Source organism: Aquisalimonas sp. 2447 (genome assembly GCF_012044895.1).
Lineage (GTDB): Bacteria > Pseudomonadota > Gammaproteobacteria > Nitrococcales > Aquisalimonadaceae > Aquisalimonas.
This window is the reverse complement of record NZ_CP050695.1, coordinates 1,346,991-1,370,090: the sequence shown is the minus strand read 5'-3', so window position 1 is coordinate 1,370,090 and position 23,100 is coordinate 1,346,991. Positions and strand designations below refer to the sequence as shown.

Below are 23,100 nucleotides of genomic sequence, written 5' to 3'. Positions count from 1 at the left end.
GTTGGCGGCCGACGCTAGTGAAGAGTATAGGAAAAGGAATGCTAAGGTCTGAGCCTCGATGCTTCTGGCGAAGCGTCAGTGGGAGGCGCCGGAGCTCAATAAACTGCTCAGTCGACTGGGTATCGAGAAAGAGACGTTAGTTGCCGGTTACACCGGCTGAGGACAATGTGACCCAGAAACGAGCACCATTGTCGTTGTAGAAGCCAATCTCACCCTGCATGCCATGGACGAGTTCCCGGCTGATGGCGAGCCCCAGGCCTGTACCGCTCGTTGCCCGCGTAGTACCTTGCTCCGCCTGAGCAAACCGCTGAAAAATGCGATCCCTGAACGAATCCGGAACACCTTCCCCCTGGTCGCTTACCGTTATGGCAGTACGCCCGTCCTGTGCCCGTTCCGCCTCAATCCACACTTCGCCTTGAGATGGTGAGTACTTGATGGCATTGCTGATCAGATTGTCCAGAATCTGGCGTAGCGCGCTAGGATCGGCATGGACCGACAGGTTTGACTGACCGCTGCTGCGCAGCTGAACCTGATACATGCTGGCCATGGTCTGGTTTCCCTGCCGGGCTTCCTCAATGACTTCATCAACGCAGCATTTGCTGAGCTCGAATTCCCGTTTACCGGCAAGCAGTTTGTTGAAATCCAGCAGGTCCCGTATCAGGGTGTTCAGCTGATTGCTGTTGCGCAGGGCCAGTTCCGCCATTGACTGGGCCTTCTCTGGAAGCTTGCCGGCAACTCCGGAGACCATCATTTTCAGGCTTCCGGAGATGGAAGTCAGCGGTGTGCGAAGTTCGTGGCTGACGCTGGAGATGAAGTCGTTCTTGAGCCCGTCGAGATGCTTACGTTCGCTCGAAAGCCGATTGAACGCGTTGGACAGTTCACGAATTTCACGAGGGCCTTTTTCCGGGAGCTTTTCGCTGTTTTCAGGCTGGTCCGCCATGGCATGGATGCGTTGGGTGGCACGGGTAAGCGGGCGTGTCAGTGAGTGCGCGGCAAGCCATGCGAACAGCAACAGCACCACGGTGACTAAGGCACTGATCATCAGAAACTGATTGAATGAGGCTCTCAGCGGTGCCATGGCAAGACTGTAAGGGATGGCTCTGACAAACACCCAGTTGAGCGGTTCAACAGAGTCGGTGATCAGAAGATATCGTTCTCTCTTATAGTCGATGATGCCTGAAGTGTCTGTATCGTCCAGCGCGGCGTCCACCAGCGCGTCCTGTCCCGGAGACGGCAGCGCCTGAAGTTCACTGTCCGCCTCTGAGACGGGTGATTCAATAAAAAGCTGGTTCTGTGCGTCAATAATGAACGAGAGCGTTCCGTCACGGGCGTCCGTAGCCTGATCCCTTTCAGGAAGTATGGATTCGTCTCCCAGTTTGATGATGCCGCCCAGGCTGCCAATGAAGGTCTCGTTGTGGTGAATGGGTACAAGAAAAGAGAGCAGGGGGGCGTCTGTTGTTCTGCCAATGATTGGCGCCGAAATGACCGGTTCCTCGGATTGATGCAGGCGCTGGAAGTGAGGGCGGTCGGCGTAGTTGGTCCCGATACGCTCCGGTACGAAGGTGCTTTCAGCAATCGCGGTACCCTGCGCGTCAAAAACCAGTATTCCGTCAGGGAAGGTGCGCTGCAGGAATCCCTTGTCCCTGATGCGTTCACCGAGTTCACTTGCGGGCAGCAACTGATCGCCGCTGGTCAACAGGGGCCGAGCCGCCGAAAGGACCATGATCCGCTGCTGTATGTTCTGGCTCACCTGTTGCGTCAGACTTTCCGTCTCGAGTCGCTGCTGTTGGATGATGAGCTCTCGCTGGTCTTGGCGCAGAGACTGGTAAGCGCTGGTTGCTATGGCCATAACCGTGAGCAGGCTGGCCAGCATCACGATGGCGATGACTCGATTGCGGAGTGAGTTCATGGATGGGATAGCTGCTGATGTTCAGGATCGTCATGGGGCAGAGCAACAGTGAAAGTGGTTCCACCGCTGTCATGTGAATGGTAGTGAATCGAGCCGTTCATCTGCTCCAGCAGCTCCTTGGTTATGGCGAGGCCGAGACCGGTACCGGGTCGTTTGCGATTGCCGGCTTCCGCCTGGGCGAAGCGGTCAAACAGTTTGCTTTCGAATTCTTTAGGGATGCCCGGACCCTGATCCCGCACATGGATGGCAATGATCTGGTTGTCACAGGTGCAGGTGACCTCGACTGCAGTGTTGTCGGGCGAGAACTTGATGGCATTGGATAGCAGGTTGGAAAGAGCCTGGATCAGGCGACCGCGGTCCACTTTCACCATGAAGTCAAAGCGGCAGGGGCTGTAATCGATCGTGATACAGCGGTCTGATCCGAGATCCCGGTTTGCTTCAATACTTTCCTGAACAATGGCATCCAGTGACTCATCTCGATTGGTGAATCTGAGTCTGCCTGAAACGAGCTTTTCCATGTCCAAAAGGTCGTTGATCAGGTCAGCCAGACGCTCGCCATTGCGCTGGGCGGTGGTCAGCAGACTGGCAGCCTTTGCGGGCAGGTTGCCAGCGGCGCCGCCAGTGACGAGCTTGAGCGAGCCAAGCAGAGAGGTCAGGGGGGTTCTCAGTTCATGGTTGACGGTTGCGATGAACTGATTTTTCATGTTGTCGACGTGTTTTCGCTCCGTGATGTCTTCGATCAGTGACCAGATCATGGGGCGCCCGTCATCACCCTCAATCAGTATGCCCTGCAGCAGCACTGGGTAACGGGACCCATCCCTGCGGATGTATTCCTTCTCGAAGGGGCCATAACGCCCTTTGGTACGCAGGTTTTCCAGTGCTTCCTGCTCCTGTGGTTCATACTCAATTGGGGTGACTTCCCAATAGGACAGCTGCAAAAATTCCTCGTGGGTGTAGCCGGTAGGGGCCAGGAGTGCATCATTCAGTTCAATGAAATGCCCGGTTTCGAAATCATTCAGGGCGATACCGATGGGTGATAGCTCAAAAAGTCCGCGCAGGCGGGCTTCGCTTGATTGGAGGGCCAGTTCGGCTCGTTTGCGCTGGTCAATATCACCGAGGAAGCCATGCCAGAGGGTGCTGCCATCGGGCTGTGTCTCCGGGACGGATGTTCCTTCGACCCAGCGATAGTTTCGGTTGTCGGCGGTGACCCGGAACTCCACGTTCCAAGGCGTCAGCGTCTGCTGGGATGTCTGGATGGCGGTTTCCACCCGCGGTAGGTCTTCCGGGTGGGTACGCCGGAACATGGCCTGTGGATCCAACATGCCCTCGGCAGGGGTAATGCCATAAAGTTTTTCCACTCCTCTGGAGATGAAAGGAAACGCCATTGTCCCATCTGGCCAGAGCCGGAATTGGTAGGCAGTACCGGGAATCTGTTGCAGCAGTTGTTCCACTTCGTCCTGGGTTTTGAGGCGGGCAACGTGCTGGTCGCGCTGTATGGCCATTTCGGCGAGTTCAGCCAGCCCCTGGAGGCAGGTCAGTTGGGACTCATCGAGCTCTCTGGGTTTTGTGTCTATCACACAGAGACTGCCAAGGGGATAACCGCTTTCATCATGCAGGGGCATGCCTGCGTATAAGCGTATGTGGGGAGGGCCCGTTACCAGAGGGTTATCGGCGAAGCGTTCATCCTGCAGTGCGTCCGGCACCACCAGTGCTGCATCAATTGACACCACGTGGCCGCAGAACGAAATATCGCGGCCGGTTTCGGTTACACCCAGTCCCTGGCAAGATTTGAACCACTGCCTGTCACCGTCGATGAGCGTTACCAGGGCAATGGGAACATCCAGACTGAAACTTGCAATCTGGGTGAGTCGATCAAGACGACCGTCTTCTGGGGAATCCAGAAGCCCCGTCTGCTCAAGCGCACGCTGTCGTTGCGTTTCGTTTGTGGGTTCCGACGGTGCCTTCAAGAAATGCTGTCCTCTTGGGTTGCTCTGGAAACGCAGTTTCGTCCGGATTCCTTGGAGACATAGAGTGCCCTGTCGGCCTGCTCCAGCAGCTGGCTCCCCATCAGGCCGGGAAAAGCGTTCGTGTCTGCGATTCCTGCCGAAAGCGTGCAGGTGAAACTGGTTTCGCTGTCAACAAAACGAATCTCAGAAAAATCTTCGCGGAGTCGATTGATGAGCCGTTCGGCCGCTTTTGCATCGCAGTTGGGCAGCACGGCCAGAAATTCTTCGCCCCCGTAACGGCCCAGCCGGTCGCTGCCACGGAAATGCTGTGCCATCAGTGTGCCGAGTGTGCTGATGACAATGTCACCCAGGGCGTGCCCGTATGTGTCATTGACGTGTTTGAAATGGTCGATATCGAGCATCACTACCGAAAGCGGATTGCCGCTTCGGCCTGCACTCTGCAGTTCAGTGTCCAGAGCTTCCTTGATATTGGCGTGGCGGAGCAGACCCGTCAGCCCGTCCAGAGAGATGGCTTCCTGCATGTCCCGCAGTCTTCTGACACGGTTGCGACAGGTCTTGAGCAGATACTCATCGCTGACCGGTTTATCGATGAAATCGTCACCGCCACGCATCAGTGCCTGCGCACGGCTGCGCTGGTTCTGTTCCTGGGTCAGAAAAAGGATCGGCAGATTGTTCCATTTGTCGAACTGCCTGAGCATGGCGGCGAGCTCATCCCCGGTGACCTGTGGCATCTGTAGATCCATCAACACCAGTTCTGGCTGGAATGCGGAGGTGGTATCCAGCAGTCGCGATGGATCCTGCAGGGGCTGAACAATCATTCCGGAGCGGGTCAGCACGGTTTCAAGGTGTTGCAGCAGTTGGGCGTCGTCATCGATGATGAGAATCCGCTCCCCGCGCTGATCCCGTTGTTTGATGGACCGTGTTATCCGTGCAGCGACTCTTGGTATGTTCAGTGGTTTGACAAAATAGCTCTCCGCACCGGCGCGCACCGCTTCCAGTCGGGCATGGAAATCCTCATGGCCGCCCATAAAAATGACCGGGCACGAGACCTGATCAAGCAGTGCCTGCCAATGATTACTGGGCAGTGCTGCAGCCTCTGAAGGCCCGGCGCGGTGGTCGAGCAGCAGCAGATGCGCGTCGACCTCCGTATCTTCCAGAAAATCATGCGGATTCTGGTAGCTATGCACACGGAATCCGAAGCTTCTGAGCTGATGCGCAAGGTAGTCGGCAAGGATGCTGTCACGCTCCACCACTGCAACCAGTGGCGAATGGGAGTCATCGCTGGCGTCGGCACTTTCCAGACCAACGCCGGACGAGGCCTTATCATCAGCGTCCAGAAGATTGCCCAGCTCGGTCAGGCCTCTTTTGAATCGCTCCAGATCAAAGCTGTCATCAGTACCGTTGCCATCCAGCCAGGCTTGAATGCGTCGCTCAAGCCTGCGGGCACGCTGGCCGAGTTGGTGGAAGCCAAAGGTGCCTGCTGAACCGGCAAGCTTATGCAGTCGGTGGCTGAGCGTTGTGATGAGTTCCAGCGCCTCATTCGACTCCTGGGCTGCGCTGGCCTGAAGATTGATCTGCTCCAGCTCGTCGTTCAGCCTGGATCGATAGGCAGCCCTGAGCCTACTGAGTTTGGATTCCAGTACGTCGGGGTGATCATTTTCAGCCATGGTAACGTTCCCACATGCGCTGAATGTCCTCCGATACGGTCATTGGGTCAAAGGGTTTGGGGATGACGTCGAAAACGCCCATCTCCCGGTAATGTGCCATTTCCTCTGGGTGAACCTTGGCTGTCATCAGAATCACGGGCAAATTATTGATGGCGCCCCGCTCATGGAGTCTGTTGAACGTCTCAATGCCATCCATATCCGGCATCATGACATCCAGCAGGATCAGGTCGGGTTCGAATGATGCCACGGAATCCAATGCCTGTTGACCGGATTCACACAGTTTTACCCGGAAACCTCCTACGTCTTCGAGCGCCAGCTGAGCGACCTGGCGGATGTCTTCATCGTCCTCTACGTAGAGTATGCTCTTGAGCTCGCGCATGGCTGCTCCGCTTTTTAACCCAGCAACTTTACGAAACAATAGACCATTTGGATCTCATTATGCTTCTCAACATGCGAGAGTGTGCAGCCATCAACTTGCGTTTTCGCGGGCGAACGCTTCGAACTCTTCGGCAGATAGAGCAGGACTGAAAAAGTACCCCTGGAACGTCTCACACCCCTGCCGGACAAGCGCATCGCGAACGGCCTGCGTCTCGACACCCTCCGCGACAACCTCGAGCCCCAGACTGCCCGCCAGGGCAACGACCGTCTGGACGATGGCTACATTGCTCTCGTCGGCGAGCATGTCTCGTACGAACGTCTGGTCGATCTTCAGCATGCGAAGCGGCATCCGTCTGAGGTAGGCCAGTGAAGAATAGCCCGTACCGAAGTCGTCCAGCGCGAAGGAAATCCCCAGCCGCTGCAGTCGGTTCATCTGCGTCAGGGTCTCCTCGACGTTTTGATCCAGCAAGGACTCCGTGACTTCAAGCTTCAGCCGTGAGGGATCAACACCCGTCTCCCGCACGATATGCTCAACGTCCTCGACAAACCCTGCCTCCCTGAACTGGCGCACACTGACGTTGACCGACATGGTCATGAGCGCGAGGGCATCCGTTCCCGACCAAGCAGCCAGTTGCTCGCAGGCGCTGCGCAACACCGCCTTGCCGATCGCGTGAATCAGGCCGACCTCTTCGGCAACCGGAATGAACTCCCCGGGGCTAAGGATGCCCCACTCGGGATCGTGCCAGCGCACCAGTGCTTCAGCCCCGACACACTCACCCCCGGCGTTCATGATCGGTTGATAGTAGGGAACAAAGGAGCCCGCTTTCAGCGCAGCGGGAATCCGGCGTTCGATCCAGGCGCGGCGGTCCGCCCAACTCTGGAGCGAGGGATCGAACAGGCTGACCGCACCGCGGCCCTGCTGTTTGGCACGGTGCAGCGCCAGATCCGCCCGTTTCAGGACATCAGCAAGGTGATCTCGACCCGGCGCGAACAGCGCAAGGCCCAGACTGGAGGTGCGCAGATATTGCGCTCCGTCGATGGTGAACGGCTTCATCAAGCGGTCGCGAAGCTCTTTCGCGGTCGCCTCCACTACTGGCGTGCTGTGGGGTTCTGTCGAACCGACTCCTGTGAGAATGACCGCGAACTCGTCACCACCCATGCGGCCGGCCATGGTGAAGCGATCACCCATCTCCCGCAGCCGTGCGGCAAACGCCTGGAGCAGCTTGTCACCGAAGTCGTGCCCACGGGTGTCGTTGAGGCTCTTGAAGTCATCGACGTCGATGAGAATCAGGGCACCGAACGCCTCGGGGGGCGATGCGTTCTCCACGCAGTCCTGCAAACACTTGCTCAACAACTGGCGGTTGGGCAACTCCGTGAGGGGATCGAAGTAGGCAAGAAAATGCACCTCGGCCTCGGCCTGCTTGCTCGCGGTCACATCCCGGAAATACACCGTTAGCCCGTCATCGGACGGGTAGGCATGCACCTCGAACCAGGTTTTACCCGCAGGATAGTAATACTCGAACCGTCGCGCGGTCTGATCCGTCATCGCTGCGCGATATTCATGCTCGAGCGCCGTTCCCATAACGGCCGGGAACATTTCCCACAGGTTTCTTCCAAGAACCTGGTGACGCGGCTGATGCAGCAGGCGTTCGGCTTCCGCGTTGAAATAGGTGAACGTCCACTGGGCATCGACCGTGTAAAACCCGTCGGTAATGCTCTCCAATGTACGTGTGACACGGCCCGCCACCCGCACGAGCTCCTCTTCAAGTTCTTTGCGCTCGTGGACATCGATCGCGCTGCCGTACCACTTACGCACACGACCGTGGTCATCGTGGACAGGATCAGCGCTGACGTAGTGCCAGCGGTACTGGTCCCGTACCTGGTCGTACAACCGGAAATCGATGGTGTACGAGGTGCCGTTGTCGACGGCTTCACGCCAGGTCTGCAGGCACCGGTCACGATCATCCGGGTGGACAGCCTCGATCCACTCTCCCCGCCGCAGACGTTCATCGGTAATCCCGGTCTGCGCCACGAGCCGGCGGTTGGCATAATCCAGCACCCCATCGGACTGTGCACTCCAGATAATGCCCGGCATGGCCTCGGCCAGATGCTCGAAGTACTCCTCGGTCTCATGCAGCCGCTGTTCTACACGTCGCTGCTCAGTGATGTCCTGGAACGCTCCGCGGATCTCAGTGACCGCGCCGTCTTCACCGATGACAGCCTCCCCGGTGGTGCGCACGGTCCGGCGACGACCCGCCGCCGTTATAATTTCCAGGACTTCGTCATAAGGCCTTCCGCTTTTGATGCACTCTTCGACCGCCGCACGAATTCGGGGGCGATCCTCGGGCGCATAAAACGTAATGGCCTCATCTACGGTGATCGTCGTTCCGGGAGGGAGATCGTGGATGGCCGCGACTTCATCGGACCAGGTCAAGGCGCCCTCGGTCAGATCAACCGTCCATCCACCGATGTGTGCCACACGCCCGGTAATCACCTGCAAGTAGTCGGACTTCGCCATCCGCTCCCTGTCGCGAGCCCGTCGTTTGGCCGAGGCCAGCAAATGCGTCAGCGTCTGCAGTGGCTGAAGGTTGTGCGCGTCGACGGAAGAGGGTTCACGGACGAGCCCACACAGGAAGCCGAAGGACTGTGCGCCGTCCGTGATGGGAACGCAGATCAACGCCCCGGACTCCTCCGGCAGGCCGAAGGCCTCGGTTTGACTCACTACATGAGAGGGCGTCACGGGCTGATCCGAAAGATCACCCGCGCCGGCGATCCGTTCACGCAGCTCTGCCGAAAGCTCGACTGTAGAGGGGATGGCCTGCGACACATGGCCGGCGCTCGCCACAACATTAATCTGGGAACCGGAGGCAGGGAGCTCCAGAACCATCGCTCCGTCGAAGCCGAACGTGGAAGCGGTTACACCGGCTGCCCGGGCATTCAACTGGTCGAGCCCGGGATCCTCCAGCGCCCACTGGGCGAAAGACACCAGAGCCGCGTGCTCCTCGGAGTGGCGGCGCACCTGGCATTCCGCCTCCTGGCGCGTCGTTGTGTCGGCCACTGACACCAGCGTGTGCGGAACGCCGCCGACATGCACCGGGCTCAGGCCGATCTCCACGGGAAACCGGCTTCCGTCCTTCCTCACGGCCTGCAGCTCCCGCCCCTCCCCCATGGGACGGGCTTCGGCGGCACTATGGAACGCCGCACGCAATGCGATGTGTGCGCCGCGCGCCTCCTCGGGAACCAGCGCCTCCACAGTCGTGCTCTGGAGTTCCCCCGCTGAGTACCCGAACATCTGCTCCGCCAGCGGATTAGCGGTGGCAATCCGGCCGTCCAGATGGACGACAAGGAAACCCAGCGACGCGGACTCCAGGACGGCATCGAGGTGTTCGAGATGAGCCTCCTGCTGGCTGACCGGGCGTTGAATCGAGACGAAGTAATCCCGCTGCTGGCGCTGGTCACGCACGGGCGTGATGCTCCACTCCACGCGGTAGGGCGTGCCGTCCTTGCGGTAGTTGACCGCCGAGCCCATGAACAGCTCCCGGCGCTCGACCGCTGCACGCAGTTTTCGCAGGACGTCCGGGTCAGTGTCCGGCCCCTGGAGCATGCGCGGCGTGGCGCCGATGAGCTCATCCCGCCCGTAGCCGGTCATGCGGGAAAAGGCCGGATTCGCGTACACGATAACGGGACCGGGGTAGGTCAGGTCTGCGGTCGTGACAATCACCGCATCGGGGGCGGATTCCATGGCAGGTTCGAAAAGCGAGCGATCCCAGTCCAGAACGGGCCGCTCATGGTTCTGTGTCATAGACCCTCTGGTCGGACAACGCGGAAATGTCCGGACGACTCCCTCGATCCTGAAAGCCACCCGGCACGGATGCAATGAGAACTGGCGCACGGCATCCCGGACACACCACTCTCTCCGGCCTCAAGAGCCCTTAACGCAGACGTGATTGTATGGACCACCTGTTCCGCATTTGTTGATCCAGGTCAATCAAGCTTGAGTGCCGCCTGCCGATACTCAACGCCGAGGAGCGCGATCCGCTCCTGAGCCCGGAGATCCCCATCAATGCGCATCAACACACCGATAACGAATCGCGAAGAACCGGTCGAAAAAGAAGACCGACTCATCAGCACAACCAACCTGAAAGGGGTTATTGAAAGCGCTAACGAAGCATTTTGTCGCGTCGCTGGATTCTCGGAGCAAGAACTCACCGGCAAAGCCCATAATATCGTGCGCCATCCGGATATGCCCGAGGCGGTCTATACCGACTTCTGGGACACGCTCAAAGCCGGCAAACCGTGGATGGGTATTATCAAGAATCGCTGCAAAAACGGCGACCATTACTGGGTCAGCGGATTCGTCTCCCCCGTTTACGAGGGGGATCAGCACATCGGTTTCCAGTCAGTGCGCACCCAGGCGACGGACGCGCAGAAACGCCGTGCCGAGCGCCTCTACGCCCGCATGCGACGCGGAGGTTCCGTTGTCCGGTTCTGGGAACGGGTTGACGACCGCCTTGTCCTGGCGGGCTTGGCCGGCGTGATCGCCGCCGCCTCGGTTGGGCTCGGGCATGTCCTCGCGACTGATCCTGGCTCCACCGCGTTGGTGGCGGGCGCGGCCGCGGTTGTGGGCGGTGGGATCGTCCATGCCAGTACCCGGCGCTGGCGCCAGCTCGATGCAATGGCAAAGCGGGTGTTTCGCAACCCCGTCGGTGAGTACACGTATGGCGGCGGGCATGACATCGCAGCCCAGGTGGATCTCGCCATGGCGATGCAGCGCTCCCAGATGGATGCCTTGCAAACACGGGTCAACCGACTGACCGAGGACCTGGCGGCCGCTGTCGCCGATACCGAAGATGCGGCTCAGAGTAGTCAGGAGGCACTGCGGCATCAACGTGAACAGACCGACAGTGTCGCTTCGGCGATGCACGAGATGGCGACCACCGTTCTGGACGTCTCGCGCAACGCCAATGAGGCGGCGGTTGCCGCCGAGGAAGCCTCCCAACAGGCAGACCGCGGTGGACGGGTGATGGATGAGGCCAACGGCGCCATGCAACGGCTGGCCACCGAAGTGCAGGAGTCCGCGGAGGCTGTTCGCCGCCTCCAGGATGACACCGCCGAGATTCGTGCCGTGCTCGGCGTCATCAACTCCATTTCCGAGAAGACCAATCTGCTTGCACTCAACGCTGCCATCGAAGCGGCGCGTGCCGGCGACTCCGGGCGCGGGTTCTCCGTCGTTGCAGAAGAAGTGAGAGTGCTGTCCGCGCGAGTCAATGAGGCAACCGACGACATCGCAAAAGCGGTCGCACGGCTGGAGCGCGGGGTGAACGGGGCCGCCGAAGTAATGGACCGCAGCAATGCATCTGCCGATGAAGTGGGCACCAGCGCGCAAACGGCCTCCGAGGCGACGCACCAGATTCAGCAGGCAGTCGCCGCGATCAACGACATGAACACCCGGATCGCTTCCGCCGCCGAGGAGCAAAGCCAGGTGGCCGAGGAGATCAATGAAAACATCACCCGGGTCAACGACGGCTTCGAAACCACGGAAACAGCCGCAAAGCGTACCCGCCGAGCAAGTGAACACCTCGCCCACCTCGCTGAACAACTGAAAGGCATCATTCAGCAGTTCGCAGTGCTGGGCTCAGAAGCCAGAGACGATGGTGCTCCTGCGCATTCGCGGACAGGGCCGATGAGCGAGCGCCATGGTCCTCGGTAGCCAAACCGCCAGCTTTGGGGCTTGATTAGTCGTCAACTGTCGCGAGGCGCAAGAGTTGAGATCAATCCGTGATCAGAGATGTTCGATTCTCGAAGATGAAGTCAATGGGCTCAGGGATACCATGGTGCCTAGTCGCCTATCTCCAGCCGCTACAGCAAATACCCGCTGAGTGCTGACCCTCTCTTTTCAACGGACCGTCAGACCGGGAAGCGGACTCTCAAGCGAAAGCAACGGAGGACCGTTCAGGGTCGCCACTTGGCACCGGTACGAGGTCCCGCGTGGGTCGGGTCTGCAGCACTGAGAACCGTCAAGACAAGGTAAGGTCAATGACGGCCACGAGCACCAGGGCGGCCGCGGCAGGCCAGGGACTTCGTAGCACAACGCCGAATAGGACGAGAGGGATCAGGACCGTCAGCGCAGCCAGGGTGTGGGGCAGCTCGGCGACACCCGTAGCAGCCATGATCCATACATAGACAGCGCCCAGCGCACCGAGGAGGAGTCCAAACCAGACATTGCGGCTGCGAAGTCGTGCTGACATGGCGACCTCCACGTCATGTTGGTCGGCCCGATGCGAGGCCGCGATCAAAAGGCTGCTTGCCCGGTCGCCCCTGGTGGCCGGCGTTTGGTGTCAGCTTCGACGGGACATGTAGAGCTGTGCATGTATTTCAGGGATCGAACCGCCAGATCGCAGGTTTAGCGAGACGCAGCATGTGATTTCACCCGCGGATGACGTGACCATTCCGGAGATAGCGCCGAACCTCCCCAAGCAGTCCCCGCTCCAGCGCCTCAAGCGCTTCGCCTTCGTCCCGTTGTTGCTCCTCAGAGGCGCCTCGGCCCTGTACGCTCCGGCGTTCGATCTCCTGGTCGATGCGCCTCATCAGATCGACCAGGGCTTCATCAGGCCAGACTTCACGGTCCTTGATGGCACTGCGCAACACATTCGTCATTGCGATGCTCTTGGTGACTCTCTCATGTGGCGTCGCCTGCTTCGCCGTGGGTACACGCCGCATAAGTTTACCGGGTCAGTGATCAGCCACGGGGATGATGGACGTCTTTGCAGCGTGGATGTATACCTGTTGTATCGGTATTGCCAGGAGAAGGAAATGAATGCGCCAGTCTTGATCATGGGAGCACGGGGCGGGATCGGCGAGGCGCTCACCCGGAAGCTTGCAGCCCACCAGCAGCCCCTGGTCCTTTCTGCACGGGATCCCGATGGCATCCGCGGACTCGCGACCGAGACCGGCGCCTCGACCGTCGCCTGCGACGCACTGGACGCGCACTCCATTCGCAGCGCCGTGGAGACCGCGGCAGCCGACAACGGTCTGGCGGGGCTCGCTTACTGCATCGGCAGCATTGTGCTGAAGCCATTCAGGAGTGCCACCGAGTCGGATTTCATCGACGCCTACCGCCTCAATACCGTCGGCGCAGCGCTCGCCGTGCAGGCTGCAGCCCCTGCGCTTCGCAAGGCCCAGGGGAGCGTCGTCCTGTTCTCGACGGTGGCCGCGGGACAGGGCTTCGGCAACCACACGGTCATCGCGGCTGCCAAGGGCGGCGTGGAGGCCCTGACCCGCTCCCTGGCGACGGACCTGGCGCCGGATATTCGGGTCAACTGTATCGCGCCAAGCCTCTCGCGCACCGCGCTTGCGGAGCAACTGCTGTCCAATGAAAAGATGGCCGAAAGCCTTGCCGCGAGTCACCCTTTGAAACGCGTCGGGGAAGCTGCGGATTCAGCGGCTATGGCGGCCTTTCTGCTGGGTGGCGAGTCCAGTTGGATCACGGGGCAGGTGTTCCCGGTGGACGGCGGGCGCGGTGCCTTGCGCACGCGGGGCCAATAGCGGCATGGCGTCCTGGGCATCCGCTATCCGTAGCCGCTGGAGCCGGACGGCACCGGTGGTTCTACTGGCCGCGATACTGGCGTGGCTGCCTCCCGCCGTGCTCGCCGTGGACAACGACGAGGCCCTGACACTCCTCCGCGAGGGGGAGGCGGTATTGATTCTGCGGCACGCCCTCGCGCCGGGCACCGGTGACCCGCCTGGCTTCGACATAGGTGACTGTTCGACCCAGCGGAACCTCAATGATCGCGGACGGGAGCAGGCAGGAGCCTGGAAGCCGTTTCTGCGGGATCACGGTATCGAGCGGGCACGCGTCCTATCCAGCCAGTGGTGCCGCAGCATGGACACGGCCGAGGTGATAGATGTGGGCGAGGTTGCGGAGTTTCCGCCGCTGAACTCGTTCTTCGCCGGCCGGGGTGATCGTGAGCGACAGACCCGCGAGACGATCGCGCACGTCAATGCCATGGGTGCTGGCGACCCCATTATCCTAGTCTCCCACCAGGTCAACACAAGGGCCCTTACAGGCACGTCTGTCAGATCCAACGAAGGTGTCGTTGTGCGTTTGCCGCTTTCCCGGGGACAAGGTGTCCTGGCCAGAGTCAGCCCCGATACCCAATAAGAAGGGCCCGAGGGTTCATCATGTAATGCTCGAGGACGTCCTCACTGGTGGATGCCCAGCCCCCTTGGCGCAGCGTTGCGACGCGTCCTGGTCTATAAGATGGAGGAGGCGGTCATTCGGTCCTTCATGCACCGCCGTCAACCCACCCGATTGTCGCAACCGCGGCGCGGGTTTTACGCCGGAGGACAAAGCTTGAGGGGGCGCCACCGCTTTTGCGCGATGGGGCCACAATGCGCCACCGAGCGCGTGAATACGTGACAGAGAGAAAACCGGCGATGCGCTATCTTCTCCATTCACTGACTATTGCCTGCCTCGCGGTAGGCTTGGTGGCCGCAGATGCCTCGAGTGCTTGCACACGCGTTGTATATCTCGGCCCCGAAGACCGAGTTCTGACTGGGCGCAGCATGGATTGGAAGCTGCCCATGGTCAGCAACATGTGGGCTTTCCCTCGCGGGATGGAGCGCGACGGTGCGGCCGGACCACGCTCGGCCGAATGGACCGCCACCCACGGCAGTGTGATCATCAGCGGTTATGACATGGCCACTGCCGACGGCATGAACGAGCTCGGCCTGGTGGTGAATTTGTTGTGGGAAGTCGAAGCGACTTACCCTGAAGATGACGGAGTGACCCCGCGGGTTTCACTCTCCGTGTTTCCGCAATACCTACTGGATCGCTTCGCTACGGTTGAAGAGGCCGTGACCGACCTGCGTGAGAACCCAGTGCAGGTGGCCACAGGCGAGGTACCGGTCGGTCCCCCCGGGCGTTCAGCGACGGTGCATCTGTCCCTGTCTGATGCCACCGGTGACAGTGCAATCATTGAATTCGTTGATGGCGAGATGGTGATCTGGCACGACCGCGCCTATCAGGTCATGACCAACGAGCCGACTTTCGAGCGCCAGTTGGCGGTCCTCGAATACTGGCAAGCCGTAAACCCTCGAGAATTCCTGCCCGGGACCGTGCGCGCCTCAGACCGGTTCGTACGGGCCCACTTCTACGTTAACTCGGTGGTCCAGAGTCCTGATCCGCGGACCGCCGCTGCCTCCGTATTCAGCGTAATCCGGCATACGTCAGTGCCCTGGGGGATCTCCATCGCCGACCAGCCGAACCTCTCCACCACGCGCTGGCGGGTCGTCGCCGATCACAAGGACCGGCGCTACTACGTGGAGTCCGTGATCTCACCGAGCGTGTTCCAGGTCGAGCTCAACAAGCTCGATTTATCGGAAGGTGCCCCGGTGCGACAGCTCGATCTCGGCCTCGACATGGAGCGCGTGCTGTCTGGTGACGTCTCGAGCAAATTCGAGCCCGCGACAGCTTTCACTTTTCAGCCCGCTGATTGATAGAGGGTTCTACCCCGTTCCCACGGAAGGATTGGTTGGGGCGTTGGATTTATCCGGGTGTCGTGGACAGTATCTGAAAGCGGACTCTGGCAGAGACTGGGCGACCGGCCGCTCAGGGTCGAACAGCGCCCCTTGGTCACGGGATCGCGTTTGGTCAGAGGACGTCTGCGAATTCCCGTAGCCTTTCCGCCGTGACGACAAGCCCCTGCGCCGCGAGGGTATCGAGGTAGGCATCGACAGGTTTCGGAGGGTTGCGGAGAGCAGCGCGGTGGCGTTTGCGGTTGTCACAACGGCCCCCTCATGCAGATCGAGCTGCTGTTCCACGAAAGTATCCGGGTGAACGGCCTCAATGCCGAAGGGCGCGAGCGACGGTGCCGGAAAGTCTCTCAGGTTGATGGTCACGATTGTCTGCGCACCGGCGCGGATTGCTGCAGCAAGAACGTGTCGGTCATCGGGGTCCGGCAGCGATAGACCCTCAATCAACGGCTCATAGCCTTCCACAAGGCAGTCGGGGACCGCTTGATCCATCAGCGAGCGTGTTCTCTTAAGCGCGTTAGCCAGATCAGGACGCGTTGCCAACAGGCTTCGTGTCCACTCGTCATGAATCCGGTCAGTCCATTTGGCCGCGAACAGCCCGGCGGTTGCCAGCCGGATCAGGAAATCCCGCATGGGTGCCGGGTACAGCACGCACGCGTCAAACACCACCACGAAGCGCACGTCAGTACCCCATGTCCAGGTCCTGCGCCTGCTCGGTCAGTGCATCCAGGGCTTCCTGGCTGGTGCGGTCACGTTCCGCCTTGTACGCCAGCAGATCCTGGTATCGAATCCGGCGATGGGTACCTACCTTCGAGAAAGGAAGCTCGCCTCGCTCGAGAAGTGTGACGAGATGGGGGCGAGAGACATTGAGGATGTCTGCCGCTTCCTGCGTCGTGAGCTCTGCATGGGTCGGGACGATCGTCACCGCATTGCCCTGGGCCATCTCGCCAAGCAGGTCACGCAGCAGCGCAAGCGCCTGGCGCGGCAGCACCAGATCGGTGCCGTCGAGCTGAACCCGGGCCCGGTCGGAGTCCGGCTGCTGAGCCAGAAGTCTGCTCAGCTCCGTCGCGCTGGCGCGGGCCAGGGCAGCAGCCTCATGATCGGGGAGCTGGTTGTCGCCACTGGGTGTCTGCATGGGTACTCCGGAGTGCTTGTGTGCTCCCCCGACATTAATCGCAATAACCGTAAAACGCAACAAACGAAACACGGCTTGCAACGCCAGACGTCGAGAGAGCGGACGAGCCCGTCACGGTCGATGCTTAACATCCCACTCTCTGCGGAGATATTGAGCCATGACCACCCCCAACCCGCCCCGCCAGCAGGCAACCGAACGCGCCCCTTGGAACAAGGGCCACCTGATCGGCCCGAAGCCCCCGCTGAAACTCCCCGAAGTCTGGGGCATTCGCATCCGGCTTCAGCTCGACCAGAACACACGGCAGCTCGCTCTGTTCAACCTCGCGATAGACAGCAAACTCCGAGGCTGTGATCTCGTCAGCCTCCAGGTCCGAGATGTCGTTCACGGCGGAAAAGCAGTAACGCGGGCCGCCGTCATCCAGCAAAAGACTGGGCGACCTGTCCAGTTTGAACTCACACCCAATACCCGACGAGCGGTCGAGGAGTGGGTCGACGAGGCCGGCTTGAGATCCGACGGGTACCTGTTCCCGAGCCGCATCCACGGTTCGCCGCAAATCTCCACCCGGCAGTACGCAAGAATCGTAAAATCCTGGGTTACCCAACTCGGGCTCGACCCTGCCGAGTACGGCACCCATTCGCTTCGCCGAACCAAGGCGACCTTGGTGTACCGGCGCACACGGAATCTCCGCGCCGTGCAGCTCCTTCTTGGCCATACCAAACTCGAAAGTACCGTCCGGTACCTCGGAATCGAGGTGGACGACGCACTTGAGATGTCGGAACAGACGGAAGTCTAGCGGGATAAGTCGTCGGGCCGCGTCCACGGAGGGGCGCTGTCCCGACCCGGAGCGGTCATCTGTGTGTTGCCTCTGACCGACCGCATATGGCTCGCGGTAAAGGAGGGATCGGAGTGTTCACTTGTGGCGGGGTTGTCGCTCGTCGGACCGGATTTATTCCCTGCGTGGAATGTTCTCCAGTAAGCGCTTGCCATGAACGATCGCGATCACAACGACAGCGGCTGGATCGACTCGGTAGATCACCCGGTAGCTGAAAACGAAAGTCTCACGATAAGAGGAGTCCTCGAACTCCGGAACCACTCTGCCGCGAAAGGGATTGTGGTCAAGGGCGGCAACCACCTGCAGCAGTCGATCAACGAGGGCCTCGGCGTGCTGCGGCGAATCTCTGCCTATCCACGCAGCAATGGCTTCGACGTCCTCAACCGCCTCCGGTGACCATTTTACTTCGTACGCCATTTCGAGAGACGGTCCACGGCCTCTTGATGAGATACGGTGCCCTCTGTCTCGGCACGGGCCTCGCCACGCCTGACTTTCTCCAGAACATAAAGGTGGTACTGGATATCCTCATAACTGCTGTCGTCCGGAAGGTTCCGGAGGAGTTCCTGGACTTCCTGTTTGGCTGTCTGCATGGACCGCACCTGAGGCCGCTGACGTGACTCCCTTAGGTTATCAGAATCCCGGGATTATTAGTCTTGGTCGGAGTTGCGGTCAGCGATAGCGGCCGTTCGGCGACTGCAGTCCAATAACGCCTTCGGGTCGATAACGGATCAGCCGACGCTATCAGGCGGCGTTGAACGGTATGGCTCGGACATTGCCAAGGTCGACACGCTGTTTCGCTTCCCAGAGGTCGTGCATATCCTGCATGGCAAGCCAACTCTCCGGGGAGCGCCCCAGCGTCTTGGAAAGCCTAAGCGCCATTTCCGGACTGATTCCACTCGTCCCCTTTAACACACGCGACAAGGTTGACGGCGAAACACCCATGCTGCTGGCCAATTGCCGCGCACTGAGTCCGAAAGGCTCAAGATAGACCTCGCGAATGAACACCCCTGGATGCGGCGGGTTGTGCATCGTCATCAGTGATAATCCTCGTAGTCGAGTACATATGCATTTCCGTCACGGAATTCGAATGTCAGCCGCCAACTCCCGTTAACCCAAACGGACCAGCGGTTCTTATGACGCCCGCGGAGCCGATGCAGACGGAACCCGGGCACGTTCATATCCTCGATCATTGCAGCGGTCTCCAGCGCAGCCAGCAGCATGCGCAAGCGTTTCGCATGCTGCGGCTGGATTCCTGCCGTGCTGCCGGACTCATAGAACCGCTTCAATCCCTTGTGACGGAACGATTTGATCATAGGCGGACGGTAGCATGTTGCGCATCACGCAACAACTACGCGTATGAACTCAAGCCGCCGGGAACACAGAGGAGCACCCACCTACAGAACAGCCGTTCATCACCGAGCTTGTGATCGGCGGCAACGGGTCAGTTCATCGGCATTGGGTCGGAACCGGCATAAGGGTCACCGCCGGCACGACATGCAACGCATCCATAGCTCGACGAGCGGTCCCAGCGAACTCCTCCTTACGCCTTCGAATCATGATCGTCATGGAGCTGGGCCCAGGAATTGGCTACCAACTCCTGGATAAAGTTTCGGGCGATCAGTGACGGTCGCCGCTCACTTCGAGTGACCACACAGAACGGAGACTGGATGCCCACCGTCTCGGCCAAGAGCGCACGCATCCGCCTCTCCTTCACCCATTGCTTCGCGAAGTGATCCGGCATGGTGCCAATAAAATATCCAGTGAGGATAAATAGGGCCTGCGCTTCCATGTTCGAGGCATGAGCGCCGACCCGGGCGTCCGGGAACTGCTGGAGCTCGCGCAGGTTTGCATAGGGGCGGACTACGAAGGTGTGTCGAGCGATCTCATCGATTGTTAGCTCAGTATCCGGCACTTGGAAGAGTGGATGTCGGTCGGCGCAGTAAAGGCTGTGAAGCTCGGTGTAAATGCGTCTGTACTGTAGGCCTTCCATCTGGCTCATTTCTGGAAGAATGCCCAGTTGCAACTCGCCGTTGGCGATGTCCAACGCCAACTCGTCTGGACTATTGACGCGGATGTCCAGACGAGCACGGTGATTTTTGCGCAGGAACTCTCTTACCACTTCGTCCATGCGCAGGTGACGGTCGGATATCATGTTGTCCACCAGTCCGAGCCTCAAAGTACCTGTGGCCGTTCTGCGCAACTCGCCCATTTCGCTGTCGAAATCTTCCACCTGTGCCAGCAGGGCCTTGGCTCGGTCGTAAACCACCCGGCCCCGGTCGGTGAGCTCGAAACCCTGACGGCCTCGGCGGCAGATCTGGAATCCGACCCTTTCCTCAAGCGCTTTGATGTGAAAGCTGATCGCCGACTGACTCATATTCAGAGCGGTCTGGGCACCGGGGTAGCCATGGTGCTCGGCGACCGCTCTGAATACCGCCAGATTCTTCAGATCCGCGGCTGACGGCTTCATGCATGCTCCTTAATGGTGCGCCTTACTTCAAATAAATTGCAGTAAGCATAAGTAAATATCAGTTTTATCGTCGAGATGAAAGTGGTTACCTGATGTGCAACGGGTTCAGCGATCAAGGCGGCCCGCATTCAACCGGAGGTGCAGATCATGGTGCTTAACCACCAAAAACGAGTCACAGCGACCGTCACGGCAGTGGCGATGGCTACCACGTTCGCAATTTCTACTTCACACGCTGAGTTGCTCGAGCAGATCAAGGCGGACGGTCAGTTTACGGTTGGCACGGAAGCGCGTTTCCCGCCCTTCGAGTTCGTGGAAGATGGCGAGATCGTGGGTTACTCAGCCGACATGATGGCGCACATCATGCAAGAGCTGCCAGACGTCGAGCTGATCCGCATGGACCTGCCCTGGCAGGGCATTCTTCCCGGCCTGCAGCGCGAGCGTTTCGATTACGTGGTTACTTCGGTAACGGCGACCAAAGAGCGTGCGGAGCAGTACCACCTGAGCCCCCCGATCGCAGATGCAACCATGGCTGTCTTGCGGCGCGCCGACGACGACAGCATTCAGTCCGCGGACGATCTGGGCGGTAAGGTCGTTGGCACGCAGTCCGGTTCCGCTCAATTGGAAGCCCTGGAAATCCAAGCGGAAAAGCTGGACGCCGAAGGTACGCCGGTGGCCGACATCAATACTTATACCGATTTCGATGAGGCCTATGCTGACCTTGGTGCAGGCCGCCTGGACGCTGTGGTGAACAGTCTTCCCAATCTGCTGGAAGCCGAACGGACCCGGCCGGATGTCTTCGCAGTCGCCGACACTTTTGGTGACCCCATGTACTTTACTTGGGCGGGCAGGCGTGACGAAGCGAGTGAGAGCCTGAACGCATTCATGGATGAGCAGATTCGGCGTCTGAACGAAGACGGCACGCTGGCAGAGCTCCAAGAGGAGTGGTTCGGCGGCGAGATGGATCTACCAATGGAACTGCCGGAACCTCCGGAGTAAGCACCAGGCCGGCCGGTCATCCGCTGCGCGATGACCGGCCCAACCCGCCCGCGCGAGTCATTCCATGCTGGACATACTTCTCGGTTACCACGGTGTTTTACTCCAGGGGCTACTCACAACGCTCATCGTGTCGCTGTCAGCGATCGGTATCGGTCTGTTCACGGGGTTACTGCTGGCCTTCGGTCTGATGAGCCGATACCGCATCGTGCGATGGCCTTGCGGCGTGTATCGCAGCTTCTGGCGTGGCACACCCATACTCCTTCAGCTGCTACTGGTCTATTACCTGCTACCGGAAGTCGGTCTGGAAGTCGCCCCCGTGCTCGCCGCCATCATCGCCCTGACGATGAATACGACAGCTTTCCAGGCAGAGATCTTTCGCAGTGGTCTGGCGCACATCCCTCCAGGGCAAACTGAGGCCGCGCGGATGCTGGGCATGAACGGCTGGACGATGCGCCGACGGATTCTCGTACCGCAGATGTTCCGTTTGATTCTGCCACCTCTGACCAACGAGATGATCACGATTCTCAAGAACTCTTCTTTGGTATCAGTGATCGCGGTAACCGAACTCATGCGGGTCAGCCAGCAGATCGCAGCGAGGACTTTTGATCCGCTGGAGACCTATCTGGCGGCTGGGGCGATTTACCTCGCGGTGAACCTGGTACTCGCACAGGTCGGCCGGCAACTTGAGCGTCGCCAGCGCGGTGGCCTTGCAGCGTATTAGGAGTCAGGGATGATCGATTTTCAGCTGCTCATCGACTACCACGACCTGATTCTCGAGGGGCTGTGGAATACCGTTTGGATCTGTTTCCTGGGGTGCGTGCTCGCGCTGTCCCTCGGCCTTGTCCTCGCCACCTTGCGCCTCGCCCTACCGAGGCTGTTTGGCTGGTTCGTCGCCGCTTACGTAGAGGTGGCACGTGGTGTACCTCTGTTGGTGATCCTGTTCTTGCTCTACTACGGCGGCCCGAGCTTTGGCTTGCGCCTGGATGCAGCAACAGCCGGGGTGCTAGGGATTGGCTTCTATGGCGCAGGGTATTTCGCGGAGATTTTCCGCAGCGGTTTCCAATCCGTGTCGGCCGGGCAGTTGGAGGCGGCACGGATGCTGGGTATTCCCCGACTCAGAAGTCTCATCCGCATCGAGATCCCGCAAATGCTCCGGCTGATCGTGCCTCCCGGCACGAACCAACTCGTCATCCTCGTGAAGGAATCCGCTCTGCTCTCCGTGATATCGGTGAATGATCTCACCAAGAACGCCACAGATATCGTCAACCAGACCTTTGTGGTGATCGAGCCCTACATGGCCGTGGCGCTGCTGTACTGGCTGATCATCGAGCTCATCGCACGCGGTGGCTATTTCCTGGAGCGCCGCCTGACAACTGTTCCCCAACGAGGTACCAATCATGCGAGCGGCTAAAAGCAAGGGCGCGCAGGCAGAACAAGGTCACGTGGTCGAGGCGACCGGTCTCAGCAAGGCATTCGGCGACACGCATGTGCTGACGGACATCGATTTTCAAGTGGCCGAGTCAGAGGTCGTCTGTGTAATCGGCCCATCCGGTTCCGGAAAATCAACGCTGCTCCGCTGTCTGGCGTTTCTCGAGCCCTACGATCACGGAGACGTGCGTATCAACGGTGAGCTCCTGGGCTACGTGGATGGCGGCGGCAAACGCGTGCGCGCCAGCAGTCGGGCCGTGGACCGAGTTCGCCGGCCGGTGGGCATGGTTTTCCAGCATTTTCACCTGTGGCCGCACCTCACCGCACTCGGCAACGTCACCGAAGCGCCCCGTCAGGTGAGCGGTTTGAGCCGTAAGCAAGCGCAGAAAGAAGGTCTTGCCATGCTTGAGCGCGTGGGTCTTTCGGCTCAAGCAAACCAGTACCCAGAGCAGCTCTCCGGGGGCCAGAAACAGCGAGTGGCCATTGCCCGAGCACTGGCCATGAAGCCTCAGGTGATGTTCTTCGACGAGCCCACGTCCGCACTTGACCCGGAACTGGTGGGTGAAGTGCTTGAGGTCATGAAACAACTCGCCAACGAGGGCATGACCATGGTGATCGTCACCCACGAAATGGGTTTCGCGGCGCATGTCGCCGACCGCGTCGTGTTCATGGATGCCGGTCACATCGTCGAATCCGGAGAACCGAAATCCCTGTTCCAACAGCCGCAAAGTCCCAGGTTGCAGCAGTTCCTGACGACCTGGCGAGAGCGCAGCATCTAAATTGACTG

The 23,100-nt window shown here is 59.8% G+C and carries 23 protein-coding genes; 9 read left to right on the top strand and 14 right to left on the bottom strand.

All coding sequences use genetic code 11. From position 1 onward, the window contains the following. Nucleotides 1-136: 136 nt before the first annotated feature. The 5 genes from KU884_RS06470 to KU884_RS06450 form a co-directional block, all read right to left on the bottom strand. Nucleotides 137-1,909, bottom strand: coding sequence for an ATP-binding protein (locus KU884_RS06470; protein ID WP_167781897.1), 1,773 nt, complete (start codon nt 1,907-1,909; stop codon nt 137-139). After that, nucleotides 1,906-3,876, bottom strand: a complete 1,971-nt coding sequence (locus KU884_RS06465; RefSeq protein ID WP_167781896.1) for an ATP-binding protein — start codon at nt 3,874-3,876, stop codon at nt 1,906-1,908. The genes KU884_RS06470 and KU884_RS06465 overlap by 4 nt, the downstream gene beginning before the upstream one ends. Beyond that, complete coding sequence (locus KU884_RS06460) at nt 3,873-5,543, bottom strand: diguanylate cyclase (RefSeq protein ID WP_167781895.1); 1,671 nt, start codon at nt 5,541-5,543, stop codon at nt 3,873-3,875. The genes KU884_RS06465 and KU884_RS06460 overlap by 4 nt, the downstream gene beginning before the upstream one ends. Beyond that, a complete protein-coding gene (locus KU884_RS06455) occupies nt 5,536-5,922 on the bottom strand; it encodes a response regulator (protein WP_167781894.1) in 387 nt (128 codons plus the stop codon). The genes KU884_RS06460 and KU884_RS06455 overlap by 8 nt, the downstream gene beginning before the upstream one ends. 90 nt (nt 5,923-6,012) lie before the next feature. Continuing rightward, nucleotides 6,013-9,723, bottom strand: a complete 3,711-nt coding sequence (locus tag KU884_RS06450; protein ID WP_167781893.1) for an EAL domain-containing protein — start codon at nt 9,721-9,723, stop codon at nt 6,013-6,015. A 261-nt stretch (nt 9,724-9,984) separates the two neighbouring features. Here KU884_RS06450 and KU884_RS06445 point away from each other — a divergent pair, with 261 nt between their 5' ends. Further along, the gene (locus KU884_RS06445; protein ID WP_167781892.1) at nt 9,985-11,631 is read left to right on the top strand and encodes a PAS domain-containing methyl-accepting chemotaxis protein; all 1,647 of its coding nucleotides are present in this window, start codon (nt 9,985-9,987) and stop codon (nt 11,629-11,631) included. A gap of 307 nt (nt 11,632-11,938) precedes the next feature. Here the strand turns inward: KU884_RS06445 and KU884_RS06440 are convergent, their stop codons facing one another. After that, nucleotides 11,939-12,169 (bottom strand): hypothetical protein, encoded by a 231-nt coding sequence (locus KU884_RS06440; protein WP_167781891.1) that lies wholly within the window; start codon nt 12,167-12,169, stop codon nt 11,939-11,941. Between the two features lie 178 nt (nt 12,170-12,347). After that, nucleotides 12,348-12,578: a hypothetical protein gene (locus KU884_RS06435; protein ID WP_167781890.1), complete on the bottom strand. Its 231-nt coding sequence runs from the start codon at nt 12,576-12,578 to the stop codon at nt 12,348-12,350. Nucleotides 12,579-12,734: 156 nt separating this feature from the next. Here KU884_RS06435 and KU884_RS06430 point away from each other — a divergent pair, with 156 nt between their 5' ends. From KU884_RS06430 to KU884_RS06420, 3 genes are all read left to right on the top strand, one after another. Then, nucleotides 12,735-13,466 carry an SDR family NAD(P)-dependent oxidoreductase gene (locus tag KU884_RS06430; RefSeq protein WP_167781889.1) on the top strand — a complete coding sequence of 244 codons (732 nt, stop codon included), beginning with the start codon at nt 12,735-12,737 and terminating at the stop codon, nt 13,464-13,466. A 55-nt stretch (nt 13,467-13,521) separates the two neighbouring features. Beyond that, nucleotides 13,522-14,082, top strand: a complete 561-nt coding sequence (locus tag KU884_RS06425; RefSeq protein WP_254432197.1) for a histidine phosphatase family protein — start codon at nt 13,522-13,524, stop codon at nt 14,080-14,082. A gap of 230 nt (nt 14,083-14,312) precedes the next feature. Further along, nucleotides 14,313-15,419 carry a linear amide C-N hydrolase gene (locus KU884_RS06420; RefSeq protein ID WP_371807950.1) on the top strand — a complete coding sequence of 369 codons (1,107 nt, stop codon included), beginning with the start codon at nt 14,313-14,315 and terminating at the stop codon, nt 15,417-15,419. A gap of 9 nt (nt 15,420-15,428) precedes the next feature. Here KU884_RS06420 and KU884_RS06415 read toward each other — a convergent pair whose 3' ends face one another. Beyond that, entirely contained in the window at nt 15,429-16,136 is a 708-nt protein-coding gene (locus KU884_RS06415) for a PIN domain-containing protein (protein WP_254432196.1), read from the bottom strand. Nucleotide 16,137: 1 nt separating this feature from the next. Next, nucleotides 16,138-16,590: a helix-turn-helix domain-containing protein gene (locus tag KU884_RS06410; protein WP_167781886.1), complete on the bottom strand. Its 453-nt coding sequence runs from the start codon at nt 16,588-16,590 to the stop codon at nt 16,138-16,140. Nucleotides 16,591-16,747: 157 nt separating this feature from the next. Between KU884_RS06410 and KU884_RS06405 the strand changes: the two genes are divergently transcribed. Further along, on the top strand, nt 16,748-17,383 hold the full coding sequence (locus KU884_RS06405; protein WP_167781885.1) for a tyrosine-type recombinase/integrase: 636 nt from the start codon (nt 16,748-16,750) through the stop codon (nt 17,381-17,383). Between the two features lie 153 nt (nt 17,384-17,536). Here the strand turns inward: KU884_RS06405 and KU884_RS06400 are convergent, their stop codons facing one another. The 5 genes from KU884_RS06400 to KU884_RS06380 form a co-directional block, all read right to left on the bottom strand. Further along, the gene (locus KU884_RS06400; RefSeq protein WP_167781884.1) at nt 17,537-17,839 is read right to left on the bottom strand and encodes a type II toxin-antitoxin system RelE/ParE family toxin; all 303 of its coding nucleotides are present in this window, start codon (nt 17,837-17,839) and stop codon (nt 17,537-17,539) included. Beyond that, on the bottom strand, nt 17,824-18,012 hold the full coding sequence (locus KU884_RS06395) for a hypothetical protein (RefSeq protein WP_167781883.1): 189 nt from the start codon (nt 18,010-18,012) through the stop codon (nt 17,824-17,826). The genes KU884_RS06400 and KU884_RS06395 overlap by 16 nt, the downstream gene beginning before the upstream one ends. A 151-nt stretch (nt 18,013-18,163) precedes the next feature. Further along, complete coding sequence (locus tag KU884_RS06390) at nt 18,164-18,457, bottom strand: HigA family addiction module antitoxin (protein WP_167781882.1); 294 nt, start codon at nt 18,455-18,457, stop codon at nt 18,164-18,166. Beyond that, nucleotides 18,457-18,735: a type II toxin-antitoxin system RelE/ParE family toxin gene (locus KU884_RS06385; RefSeq protein ID WP_167781881.1), complete on the bottom strand. Its 279-nt coding sequence runs from the start codon at nt 18,733-18,735 to the stop codon at nt 18,457-18,459. Before KU884_RS06385 ends, KU884_RS06390 begins: the two co-directional genes overlap by 1 nt. Nucleotides 18,736-18,962: 227 nt before the next feature. Further along, nucleotides 18,963-19,889: a LysR family transcriptional regulator gene (locus KU884_RS06380; RefSeq protein WP_167781880.1), complete on the bottom strand. Its 927-nt coding sequence runs from the start codon at nt 19,887-19,889 to the stop codon at nt 18,963-18,965. A 147-nt stretch (nt 19,890-20,036) separates the two neighbouring features. On the opposite strand from KU884_RS06380, the gene KU884_RS06375 reads away from it, so the two are divergent. The 4 genes from KU884_RS06375 to KU884_RS06360 all read left to right on the top strand — a co-directional run bounded on the left by KU884_RS06375 (nt 20,037) and on the right by KU884_RS06360 (nt 23,092). Then, nucleotides 20,037-20,885: a transporter substrate-binding domain-containing protein gene (locus KU884_RS06375; RefSeq protein ID WP_167781878.1), complete on the top strand. Its 849-nt coding sequence runs from the start codon at nt 20,037-20,039 to the stop codon at nt 20,883-20,885. A gap of 64 nt (nt 20,886-20,949) precedes the next feature. After that, nucleotides 20,950-21,606 carry an amino acid ABC transporter permease gene (locus KU884_RS06370; protein WP_167781876.1) on the top strand — a complete coding sequence of 219 codons (657 nt, stop codon included), beginning with the start codon at nt 20,950-20,952 and terminating at the stop codon, nt 21,604-21,606. Nucleotides 21,607-21,615: 9 nt separating this feature from the next. Next, nucleotides 21,616-22,296: an amino acid ABC transporter permease gene (locus KU884_RS06365; RefSeq protein WP_167781875.1), complete on the top strand. Its 681-nt coding sequence runs from the start codon at nt 21,616-21,618 to the stop codon at nt 22,294-22,296. Then, nucleotides 22,283-23,092: an amino acid ABC transporter ATP-binding protein gene (locus KU884_RS06360; protein WP_305793269.1), complete on the top strand. Its 810-nt coding sequence runs from the start codon at nt 22,283-22,285 to the stop codon at nt 23,090-23,092. The genes KU884_RS06365 and KU884_RS06360 overlap by 14 nt, the downstream gene beginning before the upstream one ends. Nucleotides 23,093-23,100: the final 8 nt, after the last annotated feature.

Coding starts and splice junctions, on each gene's coding strand:
- KU884_RS06440 (WP_167781891.1), bottom strand. CDS start 12,169: ATGTCAGCACGACTTCGCAGCCGCAATGTCTGGTTTGGACTCCTCCTC.
- KU884_RS06400 (WP_167781884.1), bottom strand. CDS start 17,839: ATGGCGTACGAAGTAAAATGGTCACCGGAGGCGGTTGAGGACGTCGAA.
- KU884_RS06470 (WP_167781897.1), bottom strand. CDS start 1,909: ATGAACTCACTCCGCAATCGAGTCATCGCCATCGTGATGCTGGCCAGC.
- KU884_RS06405 (WP_167781885.1), top strand. CDS start 16,748: ATGACCACCCCCAACCCGCCCCGCCAGCAGGCAACCGAACGCGCCCCT.
- KU884_RS06365 (WP_167781875.1), top strand. CDS start 21,616: ATGATCGATTTTCAGCTGCTCATCGACTACCACGACCTGATTCTCGAG.
- KU884_RS06445 (WP_167781892.1), top strand. CDS start 9,985: ATGCGCATCAACACACCGATAACGAATCGCGAAGAACCGGTCGAAAAA.
- KU884_RS06395 (WP_167781883.1), bottom strand. CDS start 18,012: ATGCAGACAGCCAAACAGGAAGTCCAGGAACTCCTCCGGAACCTTCCG.
- KU884_RS06370 (WP_167781876.1), top strand. CDS start 20,950: ATGCTGGACATACTTCTCGGTTACCACGGTGTTTTACTCCAGGGGCTA.
- KU884_RS06450 (WP_167781893.1), bottom strand. CDS start 9,723: ATGACACAGAACCATGAGCGGCCCGTTCTGGACTGGGATCGCTCGCTT.
- KU884_RS06430 (WP_167781889.1), top strand. CDS start 12,735: ATGAATGCGCCAGTCTTGATCATGGGAGCACGGGGCGGGATCGGCGAG.
- KU884_RS06375 (WP_167781878.1), top strand. CDS start 20,037: ATGGTGCTTAACCACCAAAAACGAGTCACAGCGACCGTCACGGCAGTG.
- KU884_RS06385 (WP_167781881.1), bottom strand. CDS start 18,735: ATGATCAAATCGTTCCGTCACAAGGGATTGAAGCGGTTCTATGAGTCC.
- KU884_RS06435 (WP_167781890.1), bottom strand. CDS start 12,578: ATGACGAATGTGTTGCGCAGTGCCATCAAGGACCGTGAAGTCTGGCCT.
- KU884_RS06455 (WP_167781894.1), bottom strand. CDS start 5,922: ATGCGCGAGCTCAAGAGCATACTCTACGTAGAGGACGATGAAGACATC.
- KU884_RS06460 (WP_167781895.1), bottom strand. CDS start 5,543: ATGGCTGAAAATGATCACCCCGACGTACTGGAATCCAAACTCAGTAGG.
- KU884_RS06380 (WP_167781880.1), bottom strand. CDS start 19,889: ATGAAGCCGTCAGCCGCGGATCTGAAGAATCTGGCGGTATTCAGAGCG.
- KU884_RS06360 (WP_305793269.1), top strand. CDS start 22,283: ATGCGAGCGGCTAAAAGCAAGGGCGCGCAGGCAGAACAAGGTCACGTG.
- KU884_RS06420 (WP_371807950.1), top strand. CDS start 14,313: ATGCGCCACCGAGCGCGTGAATACGTGACAGAGAGAAAACCGGCGATG.
- KU884_RS06390 (WP_167781882.1), bottom strand. CDS start 18,457: ATGACGATGCACAACCCGCCGCATCCAGGGGTGTTCATTCGCGAGGTC.
- KU884_RS06410 (WP_167781886.1), bottom strand. CDS start 16,590: ATGCAGACACCCAGTGGCGACAACCAGCTCCCCGATCATGAGGCTGCT.